Annotated in this window: 17 protein-coding genes; 14 read left to right on the forward strand and 3 right to left on the reverse strand. The window is 49.9% G+C overall.

Translation table 11 applies throughout. The features are described 5' to 3' along the window. Positions 1 to 111: 111 nt before the first annotated feature. Positions 112 to 1,215: a GGDEF domain-containing protein gene (locus BUB59_RS01985; protein ID WP_159433306.1), complete on the reverse strand. Its 1,104-nt coding sequence runs from the start codon at positions 1,213 to 1,215 to the stop codon at positions 112 to 114. Positions 1,216 to 1,406: 191 nt separating this feature from the next. Here BUB59_RS01985 and BUB59_RS01990 point away from each other — a divergent pair, with 191 nt between their 5' ends. After that, positions 1,407 to 1,607: a hypothetical protein gene (locus BUB59_RS01990; protein WP_143160182.1), complete on the forward strand. Its 201-nt coding sequence runs from the start codon at positions 1,407 to 1,409 to the stop codon at positions 1,605 to 1,607. Positions 1,608 to 1,732: 125 nt separating this feature from the next. Here the strand turns inward: BUB59_RS01990 and gap are convergent, their stop codons facing one another. Beyond that, positions 1,733 to 2,743 carry a type I glyceraldehyde-3-phosphate dehydrogenase gene (gene gap / locus BUB59_RS01995; protein ID WP_073225141.1) on the reverse strand — a complete coding sequence of 337 codons (1,011 nt, stop codon included), beginning with the start codon at positions 2,741 to 2,743 and terminating at the stop codon, positions 1,733 to 1,735. 128 nt (positions 2,744 to 2,871) lie between these two features. Between gap and BUB59_RS02000 the strand changes: the two genes are divergently transcribed. The 11 genes from BUB59_RS02000 to ilvD all read left to right on the forward strand — a co-directional run bounded on the left by BUB59_RS02000 (position 2,872) and on the right by ilvD (position 20,608). After that, positions 2,872 to 6,723, forward strand: a complete 3,852-nt coding sequence (locus tag BUB59_RS02000; RefSeq protein ID WP_073225142.1) for a transglutaminase domain-containing protein — start codon at positions 2,872 to 2,874, stop codon at positions 6,721 to 6,723. Between the two features lie 72 nt (positions 6,724 to 6,795). Further along, on the forward strand, positions 6,796 to 7,479 hold the full coding sequence (locus BUB59_RS02005; protein ID WP_073225144.1) for an NINE protein: 684 nt from the start codon (positions 6,796 to 6,798) through the stop codon (positions 7,477 to 7,479). A gap of 79 nt (positions 7,480 to 7,558) precedes the next feature. Then, positions 7,559 to 8,836 carry a histidine--tRNA ligase gene (hisS, locus tag BUB59_RS02010; protein WP_073225146.1) on the forward strand — a complete coding sequence of 426 codons (1,278 nt, stop codon included), beginning with the start codon at positions 7,559 to 7,561 and terminating at the stop codon, positions 8,834 to 8,836. A 90-nt stretch (positions 8,837 to 8,926) separates the two neighbouring features. Continuing rightward, positions 8,927 to 10,546: an SGNH/GDSL hydrolase family protein gene (locus tag BUB59_RS02015; protein ID WP_083540124.1), complete on the forward strand. Its 1,620-nt coding sequence runs from the start codon at positions 8,927 to 8,929 to the stop codon at positions 10,544 to 10,546. Continuing rightward, positions 10,543 to 12,261, forward strand: coding sequence for a GDSL-type esterase/lipase family protein (locus BUB59_RS02020; protein ID WP_073225148.1), 1,719 nt, complete (start codon positions 10,543 to 10,545; stop codon positions 12,259 to 12,261). Before BUB59_RS02015 ends, BUB59_RS02020 begins: the two co-directional genes overlap by 4 nt. Positions 12,262 to 12,285: 24 nt before the next feature. Next, positions 12,286 to 14,133 (forward strand): MBOAT family O-acyltransferase, encoded by a 1,848-nt coding sequence (locus BUB59_RS02025; protein WP_234979898.1) that lies wholly within the window; start codon positions 12,286 to 12,288, stop codon positions 14,131 to 14,133. A gap of 213 nt (positions 14,134 to 14,346) precedes the next feature. Then, entirely contained in the window at positions 14,347 to 16,167 is a 1,821-nt protein-coding gene (locus tag BUB59_RS02030) for an EAL domain-containing protein (RefSeq protein ID WP_159433307.1), read from the forward strand. Positions 16,168 to 16,185: 18 nt separating this feature from the next. After that, positions 16,186 to 17,502, forward strand: a complete 1,317-nt coding sequence (locus BUB59_RS02035; protein WP_073225153.1) for a THUMP domain-containing class I SAM-dependent RNA methyltransferase — start codon at positions 16,186 to 16,188, stop codon at positions 17,500 to 17,502. Positions 17,503 to 17,614: 112 nt separating this feature from the next. Then, positions 17,615 to 18,025 (forward strand): hypothetical protein, encoded by a 411-nt coding sequence (locus tag BUB59_RS02040; protein WP_073225155.1) that lies wholly within the window; start codon positions 17,615 to 17,617, stop codon positions 18,023 to 18,025. A gap of 47 nt (positions 18,026 to 18,072) precedes the next feature. Next, entirely contained in the window at positions 18,073 to 18,696 is a 624-nt protein-coding gene (tenpIN, locus tag BUB59_RS02045) for a type III toxin-antitoxin system TenpIN family toxin (RefSeq protein WP_143160183.1), read from the forward strand. Positions 18,697 to 18,748: 52 nt separating this feature from the next. Beyond that, on the forward strand, positions 18,749 to 20,608 hold the full coding sequence (gene ilvD, locus BUB59_RS02050) for a dihydroxy-acid dehydratase (RefSeq protein ID WP_073225157.1): 1,860 nt from the start codon (positions 18,749 to 18,751) through the stop codon (positions 20,606 to 20,608). A gap of 92 nt (positions 20,609 to 20,700) precedes the next feature. On the opposite strand, the gene BUB59_RS02055 is transcribed toward ilvD, so the two are convergent. Beyond that, on the reverse strand, positions 20,701 to 23,013 hold the full coding sequence (locus BUB59_RS02055; protein ID WP_143160184.1) for an HD domain-containing phosphohydrolase: 2,313 nt from the start codon (positions 23,011 to 23,013) through the stop codon (positions 20,701 to 20,703). 194 nt (positions 23,014 to 23,207) lie between these two features. Here BUB59_RS02055 and BUB59_RS02060 point away from each other — a divergent pair, with 194 nt between their 5' ends. Together BUB59_RS02060 and BUB59_RS02065 are read left to right on the forward strand one after the other, a co-directional pair. Continuing rightward, on the forward strand, positions 23,208 to 23,405 hold the full coding sequence (locus tag BUB59_RS02060) for a hypothetical protein (RefSeq protein ID WP_073225159.1): 198 nt from the start codon (positions 23,208 to 23,210) through the stop codon (positions 23,403 to 23,405). 9 nt (positions 23,406 to 23,414) lie between these two features. Beyond that, positions 23,415 to 24,116 carry a MauE/DoxX family redox-associated membrane protein gene (locus BUB59_RS02065; protein WP_073225161.1) on the forward strand — a complete coding sequence of 234 codons (702 nt, stop codon included), beginning with the start codon at positions 23,415 to 23,417 and terminating at the stop codon, positions 24,114 to 24,116. Positions 24,117 to 24,167 lie beyond the last annotated feature (51 nt).

Consider the following 24,167-nt stretch of genomic DNA (forward strand, 5'->3'; position numbering starts at 1 on the left):
TTATGACCGAGGCGAACAAGCGGACGCTGGAGCCGCAGGCGTAAGCGTCAATAAGGCGAATCCTGCAAAAAAATCCGCAGTTTCAAAGCTGCGGATTTTTTCATTTCTTAACTAAACTTTTCTGCGGTCAAAGCCACTTTCGCGGTAGTAGTTACACTTGGCTTCGTACATCATCTTTTCAGCACGTTTCGCAACGTTTCGGATGGATTCCCCCGTCATTCCTTCCGCATATCCTACAGAGATTCCCACAGGGATATTCGAGCCCATTTCGATCTCGCGGCAACACCCGACCGCCCCATCCACTTCTTCACGAACCGTTTCCAGCGGGGTATCAAAGTATAGGGCAACAAATTCATCGCCGCCCACCCTATAGACTCGATAGGCGGACTTTAAGTTCTGCTGTAAATTCGAGGCAATTCTCTTGATGAGAAGGTCTCCATCCGCATGTCCCAGATTGTCATTGACAGTCTTCAGCCCATTGACATCACCCATCACGTAGATTAGGCTATCGCCTTTCTTCATTCGATCTGAGACTCTGTTTTCCACATCGTACTCATAGCAATTGCGGTTCCAGATTTTAGCCTTTTGATCGATAAAGGCCTTTTCCTTGAATTTGCCTACGGGATTTTCAATGGCAAAGAAAATTGCTGCAGCAATCAGAGTCATTGCCGGAGCCGTAAAGAAAAATTCTGGCACTAGAATCTGCAGGGCCATCAAACACATGGATACGATGGACAGCGGAACAAGGACCTTGGTAGTGGATTCACGAACCCACTTCTTGTTCAAGATAATGACAATATCTGCAACGATAAGGAATAGGAATGCCAGGCCAAAGGTTAAGAATGGGCCCACTCCGTGACTATACCTTGTATAGGAGCCCTGGATATATTCCAAGGGAGACAGGATGGTGGCCACAAAAACTACCGCAGCAACGGAATAGTATATCGCCTTGACATTCTTTGGGATTCGCCCACGAAGGTAAACCAAGGACAGGGCATATTCAAAGTAAAAGATGGAGAACAGCAACGCAAAGAAGAACAACATCAGGTGACAGACGTCATTCACAATCTTCGGAATCCATTCCATATTCACCGTAATCTCGGTTACAAGAGCGAAAACGCAATGGGCAAGACTGGCCAGGGCGAACTTGAAGAAGAAGTCCTTGCCCTTTCTGAACTGCGAACAATACCGGTCATAGACGATCAGAAATACCATGATAGTAATGGAGAATATTTCCGGTCTCAGAACAATCAAGACGTTCATTTACTTTTTTCCCAAAACACGCTAAAACTCAATTTACCGATGAAAACAAAGTAATGTAATTATAGTATTTACGATTCTTTTTGACAAATTCTTTTTTCAGTGCGATAATAGTTCTAGAAAGCCTTATGAAGGAGTATCAAATCATGGCTAGAAAGAAGAAAAATCATGAAGAAATGGATAGCAACATCCCCGAAAACGAAGATCTTCCCGAAGAAGAACGTGAAGACGAAATGGAAGAGGATGATTCCGAGGATATGGGTGTAGACGAGATGTTCGGAAATTCCACGCCCGGTAGTGCACACCGCGACCTGGACGTCTGGGGCAGCGAAGACTACGAAAGCTAAAAGAAATGTCTCAGGAAACTCCTGAGACATTTCTTTATTTAGTCTTGAATCGCTGAAATCTATAAAAACAAGGCCCCGCATTACTGCGGAGCCTCATTTAAGTTATTTAAGCTGTTAGGCTAAAATTACTTGGTGATAACGCGAGCCATTTCGCAAACCTTGTTGCTGTAGCCCCATTCGTTATCGTACCATGCGCAAACCTTCACGAAGGTCGGGTCGAGCTGGATGCCAGCCTTGACGTCGAAGATGGAGGTGCGAGAATCGTTGCGGAAGTCGGTAGAAACGAGAGCTTCGTCGGTGTAACCGAGGATACCCTTGAGTTCGCCTTCAGAAGCAGCCTTCATAGCAGCGCAGATTTCTTCGTAGGTAGCAGCAGTCTTGAGTTCGCAAGTCAGGTCAACGAAGGAAACGTCAGAGGTAGGAACGCGGAGGGACATACCGGTGAGCTTGCCGTTGAGCTGAGGAAGAACCTTACCCACAGCCTTTGCAGCGCCAGTGGAGGAAGGAATGATGTTTTCGAGAATGCCACGGCCACCGCGCCAATCCTTCATGGAAGGACCGTCAACAGTCTTCTGAGTAGCAGTTGCAGCGTGAACGGTGGTCATGAGGCCACGGACGATGCCGAACTTTTCGTCGAGAACCTTGGAAATCGGAGCCAAGCAGTTGGTGGTGCAGGAAGCGTTAGAGATGATGTCCTGGCCAGCATAGGTGTTGTGGTTAACACCGTAAACGAACATCGGGGTAGCGTCCTTAGAAGGAGCAGACATGATAACCTTCTTAGCGCCAGCCTGGATGTGCTTGCGAGCGAGTTCGTCGGTCAGGAAGAAACCGGTGGATTCAACAACGACGTCAGCCTGGAGAGCGCCCCAAGTGATGTTCAGAGGATCGCGTTCTGCGAAGATCTGGATCTTGTTGCCATCAACGATGAGGTAGTTCTTGTCGCCAGCTTCGAAGGAAACTTCGTGTTCGAACTTGCCGTGAACGGAGTCATACTTCAGCATGTATGCGAGGTAGTCGACAGAGAGGAGGTCATTGATACCGACAACCTGAATGTCCTTAGAGAAGTTTTCCACAGCAGCGCGGAACACCATACGGCCGATACGACCGAAACCATTGATACCGAGTTTGAGAGCCATTATTGGATCCTTTTTTATTAGTGAAATGTTTGCACCCCTACTACAGGAAGCGCTCAACTGACACCAAATTTATTAAAATTGCGTCAGTTGAGTAGGTCTTTTTAGAATTTTTTTTGCATTTTACCCTTATGAATTTGAATTTCGCCAAAAATTTTCGTCTAGTCCCCCTTTTCGGGCTGTTTTTTCTGGTTTCCTGTGCAGGAAACGGCCAACCCCTAACCGAGGCCGGTCCCCGAAATGGTTCTGGAGACACCCAGGTAAGTAAGCCAGGCACTACCGAGAGCTACTTCGACGACTATTCTCCCAGCGGAACTTCCAATCACCAAAGCGCCTCCACCCAGGCGTCCTCCCCTGCCGGTCAGGCTGTAGGAGCAATCCAGTCGGAAGGATTCAAGTTCAATCCCCCTAAGGGAGGCTGGGCACTCATTAGTGGACCGGAAGCTGGCGAAACAGGTATTCCCTACGAATTCTACAATGCAGGCTCTGGACGCCGCGCGGTTCTTATGGAAGTGGAACTTCCCAAGGGCGAACCTATGCGTCTGATGGACCGCGCCCAGATGGAAATGCAGGCATTTGAATCCAGCGGCAAGAAGGCAACCCTGGCAGAAACCTACCCCGGCGAAGCATTTGGCGCAACTGGCGCATTCTTTGACGTAGCGGGCAAGCGTTACGACACTCCCTACGAAGCGGTAGGCTTTGTGGCCGGAGGCAGCAATCGAGTTTACACCCTGACCCTTTCCGCCACCGACAACGTGCCCGAAACAGGCAAGCTGAAGGAAGAATGGCAGGAATTCTTTAGTGATTTCACCCTTTTTGAAGTGGCGGAAGAAAGCGGTCCGGAACTTTCCCCGGAACGTGTGCAGCAGTTCAATTCCCAGGAGTTGGGCTATAGCTGGAGCGTGAAGGACACCCTCTGGCACAACTGGATGGGTATCAGCCGTGAAAACGAGGACCCGGACCTGGTATTGACCAACAAGGCTGAAGACATTTCCCTATTTATATATGGTGCAAATGTACCCAGCGAAGAGGTAAGCCAGAGTGATTTATTCAAGGTCTTGCTGGTGCGTCTTGGCGTAGACCCCAACAATCCGACGCTGGAAGTCCACCGTCAGAAGGTGGGCGACCGCTATGCACAGGACTTTACCCTCACCCATGTGGTGAACAAGTTTGATTTCCACTACAAGGGACGTTTCTTCTATGACAATGGCCGCGGAGTGTTGATCGTTTCCTGGACTCAGGGCATCAACAAGTCCAAGTACGGCAAAGTGATGGACAACGCCATCGACGGACTTAAAATGGGGGCAGCCCCCACGGCCAACACAGGTTCTGCCGATGACGCCAAAAAACTGGCAAAGTTTAACGCCGCCCTCATGAGCCAGGTGGGCCTGCTGCGTCTGCTGGAAGACCAGCCCCTGGTGGCCTTGAGCTACTTTGAGCGCGCCAACAAGATGGATCCGGAAGAACCCCTGTACCTGATTAACTGCGGTTTCGTCTACCAGATGAAGGAACTGTACGGTCCGGGCATCAACCACTTCCAGAGCCAGATGGAGCTGGTCCGCAAGAACGGCAAACTACTGTCCGTTCTGGGCGAAATGTACGAAGCATTATTTGACTACGGACATGCCCGCGAATATGCGGAAGCAGCCCTGCGTTACACCCCAAACAATCCGGAATACGTCATTAACTTAAGCGATGCCCTGTGGGGCTTGGGCCAGCGTAACCAGTCCCTTATGGTGGTGCAGCGCCTTTACGATACTCAGCCCAATTCTCGACTGGGCGTTTACCTGGCAAAGACCTACATGGGTCTGGACCAGTATGCAGAAGCCGTAGATATTCTCTATGGTGTTCGTGGACGCTTTGGCATGAGCGTGGAACTGGGAACAACCTTGATGGACGCCCTGATGTTCCTGGGCCGCTATGAAGAAGCCCGTGCCATCGGCGAAGAGACCTTGAATAAGGATCGTAACGACTACAAGATCTGGACTACCCAAGGCAAGATTCTCTTCTACTCTCGTAACTATCGCGATGCGGAAAAAGCCTTGACCAAGGCACTTTCTCTCCGGGCCGATAACGAAGATGCCAAGAGTTTCCTTTCTGCCACCAAGGCATTCCTGGGTAAGGCAGACAACCGCACCCTGCAAAAGCCCATCGATCCGGTGGAACCCCGCACCGCAGACCTGAAGACCATGCTGAACAGCAAGGCCAAGGCCGAAGCAACGGATGGGGACTTCCCTGCCGTGATCCACTACCGCAAGGAAATGCTGAAGGCGGACAAGGGCGCCAGCTGGACTCGTTCCGAAGAAATGCTCATGGAAATCCTGGATACCCGCGGTACAGCAATCTATCGCGAATTCACCTTCGATTTCCTGCCAGGTTTTGACAGAATTTACCTGAATGCCCTGGAAGTTTACGACAGCAATTTCAAACTGAAGCAGAAGGCCAACCTGAACGGAGCCTACATTACCTACGCTACGGAAGTCGGCGGTGGAAACGAATCCCAGACAGCCCACTTCCCCCTGCAGGAACTGGCTCCCGGTGATTTTATCTACCTGCAGTTCAGCCGCACCAATATTGAAAACAAGGGCATGATTCCCTACACGGACTTCGTAAGCTCTAGGGACATTCCCATCGGTGAATCCGTATTCCGCATTTACGCCGACACATCCAAGTTCGTGACGGAAGAATACGGCGACATCAAGAAGAAGAACATCAAGGGCGGCGTGGAATGGTCCGTGGAAGATCCTGTGGTAATCCGCAAGGAACTTTACATGCCCGTCTATCAGGACTTCGGTTCCGGCATTCTCCTGACGGGAAAGCAAAAGTGGAGCGAAGTCGGCGAAGACTACGAAAACCTCATTAAGCACCAGTTCAAGCAGGCTGTCGCTGTCCGCGAGAAGGCTCAGGAAGTAAAGGGCCGTAAGGCAGGTGACAATGCGGTTCACGCCCTGGCAAGATTCGTCCGTAACGACATCCGTTATCGCGACATCCGCTTCGGCGGCCATAGCTTAATTCCCCAGACGGCAGAATCCACCCTGAAGCAGCACCGCGGTGACTGTAAGGATATGGCACTCCTCCTAAAGGAAATGCTCCAGGCAATTGGCGTCAAGAGTTATCTCACCGCCATCCACCTGAAGGAAGAAGGTTACGAACATCTGCCCACCATCCAGCAGTTCAACCACATGATCCTTTACGTTCCCAAGCAGGGCGACATTAGCGAAATGTGGATCGACGCTACGGACAAGACTGGAAACGACCGCCCCATTCCTCTGGATATGGAAGGCAAGGTGGCCTTGGTAATTGACGGAGAGAATAGCCATGTGGTCACTACTCCCGTTCTGGAAAAGAACCAGGAACATCAGATTGCCATTGAGCACCGCCTGTTTATCTCCAACAGCGGGGAAAGCCAGTTCCGCGATTCCGTTACCTTGGCAGGTAAGTTCGGCAGCGCCATGCGTAACCGTTTCTACGGCCGCGACGTGAAGGAACAGGAAAAGCTGATGGAAGAATTCCTCATGACCGGCATTCCCGACGTGAATATCGGCAACGTGAAGATTGGCAACCTGACGGAATTCAACAAGCCACTCACCTTGGTTGTAACATACGCCTCCAAGGGATATTTCGGCCAGGGTGGATCCGAACTGAAGGGACGCTTCCCCAACGTGTGGGAACGTAGCCTCTTCAAGTTCCCCAAGGTAAACAAGCGCCATCATCCCATCCGTATGCCTCAGGAAACGCTCTTCAGCTATACCATGAAGGTTACAGCCGAAGGTGGCCGCGACGTGGAAGTGGTTAGCCCCAAGTCCTTTAATCGCGAACCGGATTACGTGAGCTACGAAAAGGGCTGCAAGGACAATGGCGCCCAGAGTTGCATCAACTGGACCACTTTTGCCCTGTATGCAGATGCCAGCGAGTATGAAAAGATTCGTGAGGAATGGACCTACCTGCTCAGCGAAACTAGCCCCATGATTGTGGTAAAATAAATTTTAGAATCCAAATACATTTAATTTGTACAAATAAATGTATATTTGGGTTCTTCACATTGGGGTTTCATTATGGATAAAATTTACAGCAAGAACAAAGCTCTACTTACCGCAATCTTTCTAGGGCTTTTGGGAGTTCACAACTTCGTTTGGGGAAAGCCGGTCCAAGGCTTTGTCAAGATTGCCCTTTTTGCCGCCACAATCGTAGCAAAAAATATGGGCCAGGAGTTAGCCGACAGTGTCCTCGAACTGATTTTGGCGATTACCGTCTTTGTAGACCTGTTCAGCATCAAGAACGGATCCTTTTTCCAGTCCAACAACGTCCGGGAAGCTTCTGGAATCGTAAAGCTGATCATGTATATGTTCATTCTATTCATAGGCGGCCTTTCTCTGTACGGCCTTAAGTGCGATGTGGACGACGCCTTGATTAAGGATTCCGGAAAGACATTTACACCCTTTGACATTGCTGAAGCATACTATAAGAACGAAGTCAGCGCAGATGCGTTTTTCACAAAGAACCGCTTCAATATCGAAGGGCAGGTGGCATTCATCAAATCGGCAAAAGGCATCAACGTCATGCTGGAGCCACCTCAGCTCCCCAACAAGGAGATGTTCCTTCCCGTATTGAACTTCCCGACTTCTCAAAAAAACAGAATTGCCCTTCTTCAGCCAGGCTCTAGCATTAAGGCTTCCTGCATTGGAAAAGGAGCCGGATCGGGAATGTTCATTGCCACCAAGTGTAAAATTAAACTCTAAAGTATTCAAGGCAAAAGCCGCGCCAATTATGGCACGGCTTTTCTCGTATCACTAGCATTTTTTTATCTTTACGCCCACTATGAGTATTGCAATTCCCCAGCTGCCGAAAGGCACCCGCGATTTTTATCCTGAAGCACAGCGCATTCAGAACTATATCTTTGACACTTGGCGTAAAACCGCCGAAGAATTCGCCTACGAAGAATACGAAGGCCCCATGTTTGAACACCTGGAGCTGTACACCGGCAAGTCCGGCGAAGAAATCGTAAGCCAGCTTTACAACTTTGTGGACAAGGGCGACCGTGAAATCGCTCTCCGCCCCGAAATGACTCCGACCCTGGCCCGTTTAGTGATCCAGAAGGCTCGTGAACTGAAGAAGCCCTTCAAGTGGTTCTCCATGCCCCGCCTGTTCCGCTACGAAAAGGCTCAGAAGGGTCGCCTTCGTGAATTCTTCCAGCTGAACATGGACATCATCGGTACCGAAAGCATCTATGCCGAAGCCGACCTGATGGCAGCCATCGCTACCATGCTCCGCAAGTTCGGCCTGAAGGATGGTGAATTCGCCATTGGCGTTTCTAGCCGCAAGTTGCTGGCAACATACCTGGACGAAATTGGCGCACCGAATCCGGCACAGGTCTACCCCGCTCTCGACCGCCGTCTGAAAATCGGCCCGGAAGCCTTTGCCAAGGCTCTCGCCGATGCCGGCCTCACTGAAGATCAGGTGGCAAAGCTGGACGCTTTCATGAGCTGCAAGTCCATCGAAGAAGTGGCTGCCTCCGTACATAGCGAAGCTGCAACCGCCGCTCTCGACGAAATCAAGGACTTGTTCGCCACTCTGGAAGCCGCAGGTTACGGCGAATGCGTAAACCTGGACCTCAGCATCGTTCGCGGCCTGGCCTACTACACCGGCATCGTGTTCGAAGTGTTCGACAAGGGTAAATCCATGCGCGCTATTGCTGGTGGTGGCCGTTATGACAGCCTTACCGAAAAGCTTGGTGGCGACCGTATTCCGGGCGTTGGCTTTGGCATGGGCGACGTTGTGCTTGCAGACTTGCTCCGCGAACACAACCTGCTCCCCAGCCCCAAGCAGAGCGTCGACTTCTACATCGCAAGCTTCACCAACGACATGAAGAAGGTCTTTGAAGCAGCCCAGATCTTCCGCGCAGGCGGCAAGACCGTTTCCCACCCGCTGGCATCCATGAAGATGGGCAAGCAGCTGGACCAGGCAAACTACCAGGGCGCAAAGATTGTGGTTTATGTTGATGGCGACAAGGCACAGGCCGGCGAGTTCGAATACAAGGACCTCCGCGACGGCACCATGCACGTTGGCAACGTAGAAGCAATCAAGGCTGCACTATAAATGAAGTATGAAGGGTGAAAAATTAAGAATGGTTAACATCAAATTTTTCATCTTTCATCTTTCATCTTTCATTAATTATTCTCGGTTATAATGTCTCCTCTTAAAACTCTACTCAGTATTCTTAGCCTTTTCGTGGTACTTGGCCTGATGGCCGCAGTTTACCCAGAAGGCGGTATTTCTGTTGGTGATTATACACTTCGATTCCCGGCCCTTACGGATATTTTCGTGAAGGATGACGGACAGTCCAGCGATTCCGCAGGAGTCGCCCAGGCTGATCCGGAAGCAGCCCTCAAGGAAATGCTGGAAGCAACCCGCCAAAAGGAATTCGCAGAATTCTCCGACTCCCTGAATTTCTATGAAGAGTTTTTCCAGAAGGGACGAACCAGGTTCGATCTTCCCAACGACGACCCCACCTGGTTTGACCGTTTCTTCCTGCACTTGGAGCTGGCGGAAATGGACAGCACGGTGGTCCACATCGTTCACTACGGCGACTCCCAGCTGGAAGAAGACCGCATTTCCTCCACCATTCGCGAAGACCTGCAGTCTAAGTTTGGCGGAAATGGTCCGGGCATGTTGCCACCTATCCTGAATACTCCGTCCATGAACACCTCCTACTGGAACAATGGCGACCTGAAGCGTTTCATGGTGTACGCAACTGCGGATGACATGGCAACCCATAACCGTTATGGCATTCTTGCCCAGATGGCAGAATTGAACGGTAATGCAGTGATCGGTCTGAAGAAGCGTATTGAACGTAAGGACAAGTTCCCCCACGTTGGCGGCTACGCCACCATTAAGGTTCTTGCAGGCAATCGCGGCAACCTGAAGCTGAAGCTCACCTACGAAAGTTCCTATCAGGATTCCGTAGGCGTCAATGAAGACGGAACTGTAAAATACAAGAAGAAGACAAAGACTGTAGATGCAGGTGCTCCCCAGATTGAAAAGATGAAAAAGCTGGCGGTTTATACTTGGAAACTTGCAGATACAACCTCCAGCGCAAAAATCAACCTTAGTGGCAACACGGATATTTACGCCATCGCAGCAGATGGTAAGTACGGTGTCGCAGTGGACAACGTGGCCATGCGCGGAAGCTCCGGCACCATGTTCCATAAGATTGACGCAGAACTTCTGGCCGAATCCTACAAGGCAATGAACGCCCGCCTGATCATTATGGAATACGGTGGAAACCTGGTCCCGGGCACCAGTTCCAAGAACATCGATTGGACCAAGAAGATTATTACCAAGCAGATCAAGACCATCCAGGAAGCAAACCCCAATGCGGACATCCTGTTCATCGGCCCTGCAGATATGGCAAAGCAGGTGGATGGCAAGTGGCAGACTTATCCGGCATTGAATATGACCATCAAGGCACTGCGTGAAGTGGCTCTGGAAAACGGCCTCGCCTATTGGGACATGCACCGAGTCATGGGCGGTAACGGATCCATCATGAAGTGGGTCAAGAAGGAACCGCCTCTTGGCTTTACGGATCACGTCCACTTCACCCGCCGCGGAGCCGCCTACATGGGCGACCTCTTCAGCGAAGCTCTGAAAATGCATTACGATTACTTCAAGTTCCGCGACGTGCACAACATTAACGATGCGAAGTTGAAGGAAATCCACGATTACAAGAATTCAAAGGCAAAGGGCGCTGCACAAGAAAAGCCGGCACCCAAGAAAGCCAGCAAAAAAGCCCCGGAGACTAAGAAATGAAATTTGTAGCCGCCCTGTTGCTTCTTGTTTCGGTCATGGTCTGTGCTCGCCCCACAGACAAGCCGGGCGTCTATTCCACAAATGCAGAGAAGTACGATTTTATCGACACGTCCCTGAACATCATTCAGTTTCCTAAAGGGGATGCAAAATTCCAACCCTTATTCAACAAGTTGGATACGCTAGTATTTGAAAACCGCGGTCAGGTGAAAATTCTCCACATCGGTGGTTCACACCTTCAGGCGGATGTTATCTCCGGACGTATCCGCGAACATTTCGTGAAGGAATATCCGGGCGCTTCTGCAGGTCGTGGATTTATCTTCCCCTACTCTGCGGCAAGAACAAACACTCCTTCCAGCTATGCGTCAAAATACCAGGGCATCTGGGACAGAAGCATGAACATCATGCGTGAAGTGAATAAGCCTCTTGGACTTCTGGGAATCGCCGTAAGTACCAGCGACCCTCGCGCAGAAATCACCTTGCTGTTGAACAAGTACAATACCACTCCGATCTGGAACGAATCCAGCATCCGTCTGTTCGGCTATAGCGACAGCAACAATGTGGTTCCCGTACTGAAAGTGGACTCCATTGAAATTGAAGGCATCCACGATACCGCTAGCCATAGCTACGTGTTCACCCCACCCCATCCCATTGACACCATCCAGATCGCTTTCCGCTGGACGGACACTACCTACCAGAGTTCCATGTCCCAGTTTGTGACGGACTCCCTCATTCAGGATTCCATCACCCGCGTGCAGGACTCCATCCAGCACATTCAGGACTCTCTCGAAGCGTTAAAGAATCCCAAGGCAAAATCTTCTTCCAGCGCCAAGAGTTCTTCTTCTGCCGCACCTGTGGGAGTCGCAAAAACGGACATCCTGCTGAACAATTCCGAAGTGGCACTGGACTCCATGTTCGAAGGGGAATGCGACGTGCTGGACACCGCCTGTCTTGCCATGGAAGAACGTAGAAGCCTTGAAGAGGGAAAGCTGGTAGCAGACACTCTCGCTTCCGATTCCAACAAGGTTCGCGTCCGTCCCCGCTTTACACTCACGGGCCTCTTGACGGAAACGAACGCACCTGGAATTTCCTACACCAACGTAGGCATTAACGGAGCTCGCGTTCCCAGCTATTTCGAGGAAATCTGCCCGAACTTTGAAAACGAACTGAAGTTCTTCAAGCCGGACCTGGTGATTTTCGCCATCGGCATTAACGATGCCAATGTGGAAAAGTTTGACGCAGACGGATTCCGCAAGAACTATGAACAGCTTATTGCAAGAATCCAGAAGGTCAGCCCCAACACAGCCCTCATCTTTGAGACCAATAACGATATGTACCGCAAGGTGAAGCGTCGTTACGTTCAGCATCCCGTTGGAGAAACCGCCCGCAAGGCATTCTTCCAGCTGGCAGAAAAATACGGCGCCGGCGTGTGGGACAAGTTCTCCCTGATGGGTGGCCTCGGTTCCATGGCCCAATGGGAAAAGGCAAACCTGGCAAAGAAGGACAAGGTTCACTTCAACTTGAACGGCTACCACCTGCTGGGAGATTTGTTCTTCAAGGCATTCACCCAGGCATACCAGGAACATGTTGCAGCACTCCCCGCTCTGGAACCTGTAACACCTGCAGCAGACACAACAAAGCCTGCAGCCGCCCCGGCAAAACCTGCAACAGTCCCCGCAAAGGCAGCCACCCCGGCAGCAGCACCCGCAAAGAAATAGTTTAACGCTCTACTGATTATTATTATGGATTACATCCTTCCTTTCCTCACTAGAACTTTTGCTTTTGACCCCAATAGTCCCCTGCTCTTTACGCAGTTCTATTTCTGGGGATTCTTCGCAGTAGTCTTTGCTATCCTGACTTTGGTCCATAACAAGATCCTGATGCGCAACGCCTTCCTGTTTGCCACCAGTATGTTCTTCTACTACAAGACCAGCGGTAGCTATGTCTGTATTCTAGTCTTCTGCGTGGTGGCCAACTTCTTTATCGGTAAGTTCATTGACAATGTGGATGAGAAATGGAAAAAGAAAGCCTGGATGATCGTTTCCGTCATCATAGACCTTCTGGTTCTTTGCTACTACAAGTATGCCTATTTCTTCCTGGATGTGCTTTACGATATCTTTGGCGTAGAACTTCATGTCTATAACTTCTTTGCAGCCGCCAGCAACGCCATGTTTGGCACCAACTCCCTGGTGGATCGCATCGTCCTGCCGGTAGGTATTTCCTTCTTTACCTTCCAGGCAATGAGCTACTGCATTGACATCTACCGCGGTAAAATCAAGCCCGTGTCCAATATTCTGGACTTCGGCTTCTACCTGACCTTCTTCCCCCAGCTGGTGGCAGGTCCTATTGTCCGTGCAGATAAGTTCGTTCCCCAGCTTTACAAGAAGTTCTTCCTCCCCCGCCGTACCTTCGGTATTGCCGTATTCTGGATCTTGAACGGTCTTGCAAAGAAGATTATCCTCAGTGACTATCTGTCCACCAACTTTGTGGACCGCGTCTTTGACACGCCCCTGCTGTTTACCGGCTTCGAAAACTTGCTGGCACTTTTCGCTTACTCCCTCCAGGTTTACGCCGACTTCTCCGGCTATACGGATATCGCCATCGGTGTTGCCCTCCTCATGGGCTTCCGTCTGCCCCAGAACTTTAATAGCCCTTACAAGGCCCTGTCTCCTACGGAATTCTGGCGTCGCTGGCATATCAGCCTTTCCAGCTGGTTGCGCGACTACGTTTATATTCCCCTGGGCGGTAACCGCGAGGCAAGTGTGGGTACCTACTTCTGGATTGGCTTTATCAGCCTGGTAGCCATTATCCTTTCCGGTAGTGGCTGGGTCGGTCTCTGCATCGGTCTGTTCCTTCTCTACATTGCCTTGTTCGCCTACTTCAAGCCCGAATCCCGCAAGTTCATCACCACCAACATGAACGCCATGTCTACGCAGATTATCGGTGGTTGGTGGCACGGCGCCAGCTGGAACTTCATTATCTGGGGTGGTTTGAACGGCTTTGGCCAGGTATTCAACAAGTTCTGGGTCAAGCGCGGCCTTACCTTCCGAGCATCCGCAGCATTCGCACTGTTTGCAGTCAGCGCTATCCTCTGGAAAAATCTGGACTACCCCATCTTCGCCATCACCACCGTATGGTTTGGCGTTCTTTTCACAGGTATTTACGCCGTGATGATTTTCCGTCTGTTCAGCGACAAGACATTCCATTGGCTCTATACCGCCTGGAACGTGACGCTGACCTTCGTGTTCATCACCTTTACCCGTCTGTTCTTCCGCGCCGGTTCCAACCTGGATCCTGCAGAAGCCAACGAAGTGGCATGGAATACCGCCAAGAACATGGTGCAGCAAATGGGTACCGCCTGGAAGCTGGACAACCTCTGGGATCTGGCCAGCGCCCATATGAACATCATCCTGGTATTCATTGCCGGTATGCTGATCCACTGGGTTCCTAAGAAGGTCAAGTCCCGTTACCGCATCACATTCGCAAGCCTTCCCATTCCCGCCATGGTGGCTGCAACTGCAGTGATCATCTTCGTGATTTACCAGTTCATGAGCGCGGATTCCCAGCCCTTCATCTACTTCCAGTTCTAATAATACTAGCGGGCTGGACCTGCGGAGTAAAAAGTGAGAAAGCATCCCCCAAAAGGGATGTTTTTTCGTTTCATTCCATTTGAGACTATTTATTTCCTCAATAATCGAACAAAATCATCTATTCCAAAGCCACTACCATCATTATTTATTATAGTTTACACATATAAATTATTGGTTTTTGGATTAATGGACATTCAGTTTCAAATTTGCAGTTTGATTATCGTATCCATGATACTTGTGATTTATGGAACTCACAAGCGTCTGATGTTGCGTAGTGAACGTGTTTTCTATAGGGCACTGTTCCTTACGACGGTAATGCTCTTCCTTGATATTCTGACCATATCTACCGTTAGCCATATTGCCGACGTTCCAGCATGGCTTCCCCGAATTCTGTGCAAGGCTTTTGAGTCCGTTCTGATTCTCTGTTCGGGAACGGTACTGATCTACATGATGGCGGATGTTCTTTCGAAAGAAAAGTACCGCACATTCAACCGAAACCTACTTGCAGTCCTCGCTACAGAAATTATTGTCACCTGTACACTCCCACTGACCTTTTCGCCCAAGGGATATGCGGAAGGTTTGGCGATTCACGCAGGTTACGGTTGGTTTGTCATCAACTTCAGTATTACCCTGGCATTCCTGGCAAGAAGTTTCAACAAAATTACCAGACGTCGACGATTCGGCATTATGCTGTGGATCGGGCTTTGGGTCGTTCTGTCCCTGATTGAGATGTACAATCCCGAAATGACCTTGGTCAGTCTCGCGGTCACTCTGGGCATTCTGTTAATGTTCGGTCTTCTGGAAAAGCCTGAATCCAAGCTGGAAAGACAGTACGGATGCTTCAACTACTTCGCTCTTATGGGATTCCTGGACGAAATGGTCGAGGAAAAGACTCCCATTTCCATCATTTCAGTCTCTCTCAAGACCACGGACATCTTAACGGGGGACAATCTTTATCAAGAAGCCAAGCATGTCCTCAAGGTTCTGGAAAAGAACAAGGACATGTGGATTTTTAGAGGAGTCAACCAGGACTTCGTCTGTGTGGCAAAGAATAAGGAAACCATAGACAAGGTTTCCGAAGATCTAGAACAGGAATCCAAGCAATTCCCTCAAGCCGCATGTTACGCGAGAATTACCCGCAGTTACGACAATACGAGTTTCACATCCGCAGATGAAATCATCCAGTTTTTGAATTTCATTCGTAACAAGGATACGGAACAGAATCGCATCTTTGACGCATCCGCCGAACTGATGAATACATTCCACAAGAGGAAAATCATCGAAGTGGAATTACGAAACGCATTGATCGAAAACCGCGTAGAAGTATTCCTGCAGCCCATTTACAGCACTAAGGAAAAGCGCATTACCTCCTGCGAGGCACTGGCCCGCATTCGAAAGACCGACGGTAGCATTCTCATGCCGGGAGACTTCATTCCTGTGGCGGAAGACAACGGAAGTATTCTTGAACTGGGATACAAGATTTTCGAGCAGACCTGCAACTTTATCGCCCAGCACGGAGACCTGATTGAATACGTGGAAGTGAACCTTTCCGTGGTGCAGTGCGAAGATGAAGACTTGTCCCGCAGGCTCATCGAAATTATGGAACACTATAAGGTTGCTCCTCAAAAATTCAACTTGGAAATTACAGAAACCGCATCCATCGTGACCAAGCAGAAACTGCTGAAGAACATGGAACGGATGCTGGAATATGGCGTGACCTTCTCCCTGGATGACTTCGGCAAGGGTGAATCCAACCTGATGTATGTGGTGGATATGCCCATCTCCATCGTGAAACTGGATTTCGACATGAGCAAGTCCTACTTCAGAAATGAAAAGGCCAAGTTCGTGGTAAACGCTGTGGAACAGATGGCTCACGGTCTGAATCTGAAACTTGTGGCAGAGGGCATTGAAACCGCCGAAGAACTTGCCGCCATGGAAAAACAGAAAATCGACTACATCCAGGGATATTACTTCTCCAAGCCCTTACCCCAGGATCAGTTTGTGGAATTCGTCCAGAATTATAACAAGGACTAGATTATCTATCTTTGTAATATGGCTGACGAATTGAACAAATCCGCCCTAGAAAAAAGAATCAAGAAACACTTGATTGGAAAGCCCCACCGCTTTATGGCGGTGGCTCCTTTGGGTTTTGAAAAGACCCTGATGGATGAGTTGCTAGTGATCTTGGGTACCGAAGGTGCCGCAGAAATAAACGTGGCAGGTGACGGCAAAGTGGAGTTCGTCACCAAGCTTACGGAAGCCTGGAAAGTTGTTGCCTACAGCCGTATCGCCAATCGAGTCCTGATGGAAATCGATTCCTTCAAGGCAGAAAACTTCGGTCAGCTGGAAAAGGGCGTGAGCGCAGTTCCTTGGGAACTGTATTTACCACACGTCATCCTGGAGGGAGGAACTCCCGATAGGATCCAAGATGCGCTGAATATTCACGTGACTTGCAAGCATTCCAGACTTTATCACAGCGATGCTGTAGAAGAAAGAGTCCGGAAGGTCATCAATGTCAATGATGGGCCAGCCGAATCACCTACCGAGATGCAGCAACACCTGTACGTCAACCTTCTGGACGACCGCTGCACTCTATGGCTAGACTTGGCAGGTGAAGAACTTTACAAGCGGGGTCACGAACGTTTCGTAGCGGAAGCACCCCTGAAGGAAACCATCGCCGCTGCCATGATTTTTGAAGCTTCAAAACTAACCACTAACCACCAACCACTAACCACTATTCTGGACCCCATGGCCGGCAGCGGAACCTTCAGTCTTGAAGCAGCCTACATCGCAAACGGTCTTATTCCAGGTAAGTGCCGCGATTTCGCCCTGAAGCACCAGCCCGCCTTTAAGGAAGCCACCTGGAATTACCTGCTTAAAGCTGCAGATCGCGCACAGAGTCATCCTGAGCGGAGCTCTGCGGAGTCGAAGGATCTAGCAGTTCAACAAAGCGGTGATGAAGGAATCTCAATCATCACCTCCGACATCTCGCAGCGTCCCATCGACATTCTCCGGCATAATGCGGAAGTCTCCCCGCTCCCCGCCGGAGTCATCGACCCGCAACTGAAGGATTTTTTCAGCTACACCCTTTCTGATTTTCAAAAAAACTCTAGCGGAAATGTGGTCATCCTGCTGAATCCACCCTACGGAAAGCGCCTCGCCTTCGACGCCCCCAAGCTTTATACAAAAATCGGGAAAAAGCTGAACGAATTCAAGGGCTGTACGGTGGCCATTCTAGTACCCAAAGACTGCATGTCCAACCTTATCCGGGAATGCCCTGCGCTGGATTCAAGCCGCAATTTTGCAGCCAAGACAATCGAGACCAGTCACGGCGGGTTCAGTCTCAACGCAATCTTTGCAAAGATTTAACAAAAGCGTACTTCTTTATACAAGTTCATTTTCATATATTTAGCTCGGGTTGTTTCACAGCGAGTGAGTGATGCTAAGATTTCAAGATATTTCGTTGCTTGTGGCAGGGGTAATGATCGTCCCTATGATTCTGGGGATCATAAGTTCCTCCATGAAAAAGGGCGGTTCCTTTTTTACCGCAATCGCCGGCATAATGTCCGCACTGCCCCTGGCTCCTATCGGCTACTTTTTCATTGACAATTTTCTGCATCATCCGGAACGCTACGGCACCACCAACTGGACCGCATTCCTTGTCCTTTCCCTTCAATTCGCAACTCTTTCCCTGGCAATGATTGACGCCATTGTCCTTGGGGGAGCATTTTCCAAAGGCCCCGCCAGAACCCTCGTTTCAGTGATTGTATGTATCGCGGTCTGCAGCGCATTTATCTTTGGGCTTGATGTTTTTAACGACAGCACGAATCACGTCCATTTTGTACTGAAGGATGTGATGCACGTATTTGACGGACTATCTAAACCTGTTTAACGAGCCCCATTTGACAACCAAAATATCATTTTGTATATTATTAGCTGATGACAGGGTGGCAGGCCAGCCCACCTAAGATAAAAAAGAACGGCCATTGGATGACAGGGTGGCAGGCCAGCCCACCTAAGATAAAAAAGAACGGCCATTGGATGAAAATCCGCGTTTCGTATATCCCTATGAAACGCGGATTTTTTTTGTTTCTAAAGGAAAAACATATGAAAGAAATAAAAACCGTGGTTCTAACAAAGGATTTCTACGAAAGACATAAGGATCATAAGGAAATACTTTCCAATAAAGATGGACGTCCCTACCTTACCTTAGTCATTGAACATAAGGACAAGATGTTCGCCATTCCTTTCAGAACAAACCTTAAACACAAATTTGCATTCTATTTTTATTCTTCTGAAAGGAAAAAGGGAGACGGGAAAGGTCGTCCCGGTATTGATTATACAAAAGCTGTAATCATCCAGGAATCCGATGTGGAACGAAACAGTGCTATTGATAAGAAGGAATGGCTTGAATTAAAGAAAAACATCAATACGATTATCCGAGAATTTGAAGAATACGTCAAGGCATTCAAGCACAGTCTTGAAAATGGAGATTTTGGCGTAAGGCCGGTATTCAAGTTTTCCGCATTACAGTACTTCATTCAGGAAATTAAGGATTTTTAGGAAACGCCCCTTTACTATATTTTACCCGTTCAAATTTTTATGAGGTAACATTATGCCGAAACTTCGTTCGTTGAAGACTATGGAAGGCCGCGAAATGGCCGGTGCACGTGCCCTTTGGCACGCAACAGGTACCAAGGTGGAAGACTTTGGCAAACCGGTGATTTGCGTTGTTAACAGCTATACCCAGTTTGTTCCGGGTCACGTTCATCTGAAGGACGTTGGCCAGATCGTTGCCCGCGCTATCGAAGCTGCAGGTGGTGTTGCCAAGGAAATGAGCACCATCGCTGTGGACGACGGTATCGCCATGGGTCACGACGGCATGCTTTATAGCCTCCCCTCTCGTGACCTCATTGCAGACTCTACCGAATACATGGCTAACGCACACCGCGCCGACGCCCTGGTCTGCATCTCCAACTGCGACAAGGTTACCCCGGGTATGCTCATGGCTGCAATGCGCCTGAACATTCCTGCAATCTTCGTTTCTGGCGGCCCCATGGAAGCTGGCCACGTCACCACCAAGGACGGCAAGGACCGTGCCCTTGACCTGATTGACGCCATGATCGATTCTGCCGACAACTCCGTCTCCGACGAAGAAGTTGCCGCTATCGAAGCTAACGCCTGTCCCACTTGCGGTTCCTGCTCCGGCATGTTCACTGCAAACTCCATGAACTCCTTGACCGAAGCTCTTGGCCTTTCTTTGCCGGGCAACGGCACCATCGTCGCCACCCACTCCGAACGTAAGAAGCTGTTCGAAGCTGCCGGTAAGCGCATCGTGGAACTCTGCCACCAGTACTATGATTTGAACGACGAAAGCATCCTGCCCCGTAGCATCGCTACCATGGACGCCTTCGAAAACGCAATGCGCCTGGACATCGCCATGGGCGGTTCCTCCAATACCGTGCTCCACCTGTTGGCTGTTGCACAGGAAGCTGGCGTCAACTTCACCATGAAGGACATCAACCGTCTTTCCCTGAACACTCCATGCATCTGTAAGGTTGCTCCCACCGTTCATAACATCCACATTGAACAGGTGAACCGCGCTGGCGGTATCATGGGCATCCTCGGTGAACTGGACCGCATGGGCCTCATCCACAAAAATGCAAAGACTGTTCACGCAGCAACCATGGGCGACGCTCTGGAAGCTAACGACATTATCCGCGGCAACGCTTCTGAAGAAGTGAAGCAGCGTTACCTGGCTGGTCCGGGCCGCAAGTACAACCTGGTTGCCTTCAGCCAGAGCACCTACTACGAATCTCTGGACACCGACCGCGCTACCGGCGCAATCCGCGATGGCGAACACGCTTACACCAAGGACGGCGGTCTCGCTGTTCTGTACGGTAACCTGGCTCAGGACGGCTGCATCGTGAAGACTGCAGGCGTTGACGAATCCATCTGGAAGTTCACTGGCCCCGCAGTCGTGTTCGAATCTCAGGAAGACGCCGTGAACGGCATCCTGGGCGACAAGGTTAAGGCTGGCGACGTTGTGGTGATCCGTTACGAAGGTCCTAAGGGTGGTCCGGGCATGCAGGAAATGCTGTACCCCACTTCTTACCTGAAGAGCCGTCATCTGGGCAAGAGCTGCGCTCTCCTCACCGACGGTCGTTTCTCTGGTGGTACCAGCGGTCTTTCCATTGGCCACGCTTCTCCGGAAGCTGCTAACAAGGGTAACATCGGCCTGGTGGAAACTGGCGACGTGATTGAAATCGATATCCCGAACCGCACCATCAACGTGCAGCTCACCGACGACGAACTGGCAGCACGCCGTGCCGCTATGGAAGCTCGTGGTGCTAAGGCATGGCAGCCCGTTAGCCGCGACCGCGTGGTTTCCAAGGCTTTGCAGGCTTACGCTGCAATGGCTACCTCTGCTGACAAGGGCGCAGTTCGCGACCTGAGCCTCATTGGCGTAAAGTAATGCTAGATCCCCGCCTACGCGGGGATGACAACTGGCAACACAATTAAAGAATCCCGGCGGTTCACCCGTCGGGATTTTGTATTTCTGTAATTTTAATGTTGCTTGCTGGCTCCGCTTAAGAGTCGCAACAGTTCATCAGCCACATCACCCCACATGTCCAGCACCATCTTGCCAATTGCAGGATCATACATCTTGCCTAGATTCTTCTCGATTTCCTCACGGCAGAAGTCTAGGGACATGGCGTCACGATAACAGCGGCGACTTGTCATGGCGTCAATGGAATCCGCCACCGCAATAATGCGGGCGCCCAGAGGAATATCCTCGCCCGACAATCCTTCCGGATAACCGCGGCCATCGAAACGTTCATGATGATGCATCACAACGTTCACCAGTTCCTGGGTATAGTTGGACTGCATCAAGATTTTCGCACCGATCACAGGATGCTGCTTAATGACAGCAAATTCCTCATCCGTCAGTTTGCCCGGCTTACCAAGAATGGCATCGCTAATTCCCACCTTGCCAATATCGTGAAGGATGGCGGCATCTGTAATCAGCTTAACCGTACTATCGGAAAGTCCAAGCTTCTTCGCGAACAAGATGGAAAGCGCCTGCACACGGTCCGAATGATGGGCGGTGTAAGCGTCCTTTGCTTCTTCGATAGAAATCAAGCAGGATACCAATTCCCTCAGGTTTTGATTATCCCCGGTTTCTCGTGCATGATGAGTCGCGGACTTATCGCGATACATATTCAAGTCCGCATCCATTTTCCAGTCACTGATGGACTTGCGAGCACCAAATTCATTCTTCAATCGGCTTTCGCCTACGGCCACAGACAAGTGATACAAGGCTGTCTTGTTGTATTCCTCAATGCCCTTCTTCAAATTGCATTGAAGCTTGTACATCTTATCCAATCCGGCATCGGCAAGAACTACAAATTCATCGCCCCCAATACGGAAACAATGTCCAGAGGCCCCAAAGGCATCTGTAATGGTCTGGGCGGCAGCCACAATCAAGGCATCGCCTGCCAGATGACCGAAAGTATCGTTGGTGTACTTCAAGCCGTTCACGTCTATCATGAGCATGACCCAGTCAGACGGATTACGATCAGAATCAATCTTTTTCAGCAGATTATCGAAGGACAATCTATTTTCTAGCCCGGTCAGGGAATCTGTAGATGCAATTCCCTTCAGCTGCTGGTTATACACCTGAAGCTTGCTGTTAATTTCTTCCAATTCGAAAGAGGTCTCTCGAATAAAGGTTGCCATTCGGGCGGCCAAGGGCAGCTTGGTCACGGTATTATCCTGCTTCTGGTAGGCGGAAGCCTGCAGGCCCTTCCCGTAGCCTTCGCGCATGGCCGCAATCACTAGCGTAATATTGTGCTGATTCAAGTGTCCCTTTTCTCTCAGGAATTCACCATGAGAGAAGAAGCCTGTACAGCCGGCAATATTCTTGAAGGGATATATTTCATAGGTCGGTTCCTGGCTCGCCCAGAAAGCCTTACGGGCAGCGCAGGAGAAAATGTGCAGTGTATCCGGATTAAAGGACTTGATACGGTCACTTTCCTGACGAATGGAATCCACAATAGTCTGAGGTTCACCGTAAGAGAGTCTGATGATAGAGCCCACTTCCACGTCGGAACTCATGGTCAAGGATCCATCGGGATTGCTGGCTGCAGGAGCTCGAACGATGGTAGTTCCATTATGTTCATAAAGAACAGGAAATTCCAGAGCATTCTCAAAGAAGTGTTCATCGTTATTGATATTCAGATACTTGCGGTAAATTTCATAAGCAGGGACACCACCCATTTCATACAGGGTTCGCCCGGAGGCCCTTGTCACATGGAAGTTTCGACCAATGGGCTTCCATCCGCTAATCTTAAAGGACTCCACATAGAAATCTTCGCCACCGAAAAGCATCACCAGAAGTCCACTTTTGGAAAAGCCTCCCACAGAAGAGAATACGCAGGAATCGGAACTGGAGAGATCCGTGGAGCAGACAATGCCGCCAAACATCTGGATGTCCGGACGGAGAGGGTTCATCCCCTTGCAAAAGTTTGTCGTGGAAAAGTCAGCAATGGTATGGTACATTTCCAGGGCCTTCACCCAGGGCTGTCCATTGGCGCGGGTCACCAGATCAGATGCAATTTGTTCCACACTGAGTTTTTTCAGATCATACTGCAGCAACTCGAACTGGGAAGTACTTTTTTCAAAAACTGTGGCAGCCACGGAAATTTCGGGAGCCACATCGCAGTCCACAATGTTACCGCTGGTGGAATGTCCAAACCAGACCGCCTCGGGAAAAACACTTTCAATGGTTTTCCATACGGGCGTCAGCCGATCCTTATCAAGGATTGTTGAAAAAATCTGAAAATATACGGAAGGAACGGTCCCATTTTCAGACATCATGGGCAAAAGAGTGCTAAACGCCTCTAGATTATTCCTAAAATCATCTTCATTCTTAAAAATGAACGTTCTTTTTTGCATACTGATCCACAAACACGAACAAAAGAATTGTAACGTAATTTTAATATATACACAAAACCGCAAAAAACTGCTTTTTTCGCAAAAAAGGGAACAATTTTTTTTGTATTTTCCACCCTATGATTAAGGTATGGTTTAATAACGCTAAGGACTGGTGCATCCAGTACGCAAAATCCCTGAACTGGATCGTGCTTCTGGGCATCGCCGCATTCTGTATTGCACTTGCAATTATCAACAACATCCGTGTGGACGACGCTAAATCCGTCGAATGGATCGGCAGCCAGGAAATCCTGGAAAAGCCGGCGGAAATTCTTTAAGGAGCCCCCATGGAAAAGTTTACGAAAAAGACTGCATGCTCCTTGGTATTACTGCTCATTGCATCCGTCCTGGTTGCTTTTGGCGTTGCTGAAATTTCCTTCCCGGAAACCTTCCTGACCGTAACGGACAAGGACTGGCTTATCGACTTGTGGCCCAAGGCATACCGCTACAACGTACACGTAGGTGTTGGCGCCATCATCATCGCCTCAGGTCTTTGCGTTCCCGCCTACAAGCTTCATAAGGATTTCGCTGTTCGCGCTCTCGAGACCTTGTTCCGCGTGGGCATCGGCGGCATGTTCATCTTCGCAAGTATTTTCAAGATCCAGGATCCCCATCAGTTTGCAACTCTGGTGGCACAGTACCAGTTCTTCTCTGCGCTGCACCTGGATTTCGTCAACAACTTTTTCGCCCTGGTGTACCCGCAGTTTGAACTGTGGTTCGGTCTGGCAATGATCGTTACTCCCTTCGTGAAGGAGAGTGCATTTGCCATTTTCTGGATGTTCGTGAGCTTTATTATCGCGCTGTCTTGGGCATTGGGCAACGACCTGGGGATTACCTGCGGTTGCTTCGAACTGGAAGACGGCGACGCTCACGACAAGGCAGAAGCCTGGACCAGCCTGATCCGCGACCTGATTCTCATCTGGCCTACCCTGTGGCTCGCCCTGCGCAAGAACAAGAGCCTCATCAAGGTCTGGACGGAAAAGAAATAGCAAACGTCATTCTGGAGCCGAAGGCGATAGAATCAAGTCTTTTGAATCCTA

This window comes from Fibrobacter sp. UWEL, assembly GCF_900142535.1.
Classification (GTDB): domain Bacteria; phylum Fibrobacterota; class Fibrobacteria; order Fibrobacterales; family Fibrobacteraceae; genus Fibrobacter.

Excerpts from the sequence above, each read along its gene's own strand:
- BUB59_RS02035 (WP_073225153.1), top strand. The coding sequence starts at position 16,186 with ATGGCTGACGAATTGAACAAATCCGCCCTAGAAAAAAGAATCAAGAAA.
- BUB59_RS02025 (WP_234979898.1), top strand. The coding sequence starts at position 12,286 with ATGGATTACATCCTTCCTTTCCTCACTAGAACTTTTGCTTTTGACCCC.
- BUB59_RS01990 (WP_143160182.1), top strand. The coding sequence starts at position 1,407 with ATGGCTAGAAAGAAGAAAAATCATGAAGAAATGGATAGCAACATCCCC.
- ilvD (WP_073225157.1), top strand. The coding sequence starts at position 18,749 with ATGCCGAAACTTCGTTCGTTGAAGACTATGGAAGGCCGCGAAATGGCC.
- BUB59_RS02055 (WP_143160184.1), bottom strand. The coding sequence starts at position 23,013 with ATGATGTCTGAAAATGGGACCGTTCCTTCCGTATATTTTCAGATTTTT.
- BUB59_RS02000 (WP_073225142.1), top strand. The coding sequence starts at position 2,872 with ATGAATTTGAATTTCGCCAAAAATTTTCGTCTAGTCCCCCTTTTCGGG.
- BUB59_RS02020 (WP_073225148.1), top strand. The coding sequence starts at position 10,543 with ATGAAATTTGTAGCCGCCCTGTTGCTTCTTGTTTCGGTCATGGTCTGT.
- gap (WP_073225141.1), bottom strand. The coding sequence starts at position 2,743 with ATGGCTCTCAAACTCGGTATCAATGGTTTCGGTCGTATCGGCCGTATG.
- hisS (WP_073225146.1), top strand. The coding sequence starts at position 7,559 with ATGAGTATTGCAATTCCCCAGCTGCCGAAAGGCACCCGCGATTTTTAT.
- BUB59_RS02065 (WP_073225161.1), top strand. The coding sequence starts at position 23,415 with ATGGAAAAGTTTACGAAAAAGACTGCATGCTCCTTGGTATTACTGCTC.
- BUB59_RS02060 (WP_073225159.1), top strand. The coding sequence starts at position 23,208 with ATGATTAAGGTATGGTTTAATAACGCTAAGGACTGGTGCATCCAGTAC.
- BUB59_RS02040 (WP_073225155.1), top strand. The coding sequence starts at position 17,615 with ATGATCGTCCCTATGATTCTGGGGATCATAAGTTCCTCCATGAAAAAG.
- tenpIN (WP_143160183.1), top strand. The coding sequence starts at position 18,073 with ATGACAGGGTGGCAGGCCAGCCCACCTAAGATAAAAAAGAACGGCCAT.
- BUB59_RS02005 (WP_073225144.1), top strand. The coding sequence starts at position 6,796 with ATGGATAAAATTTACAGCAAGAACAAAGCTCTACTTACCGCAATCTTT.
- BUB59_RS01985 (WP_159433306.1), bottom strand. The coding sequence starts at position 1,215 with ATGGTATTTCTGATCGTCTATGACCGGTATTGTTCGCAGTTCAGAAAG.
- BUB59_RS02015 (WP_083540124.1), top strand. The coding sequence starts at position 8,927 with ATGTCTCCTCTTAAAACTCTACTCAGTATTCTTAGCCTTTTCGTGGTA.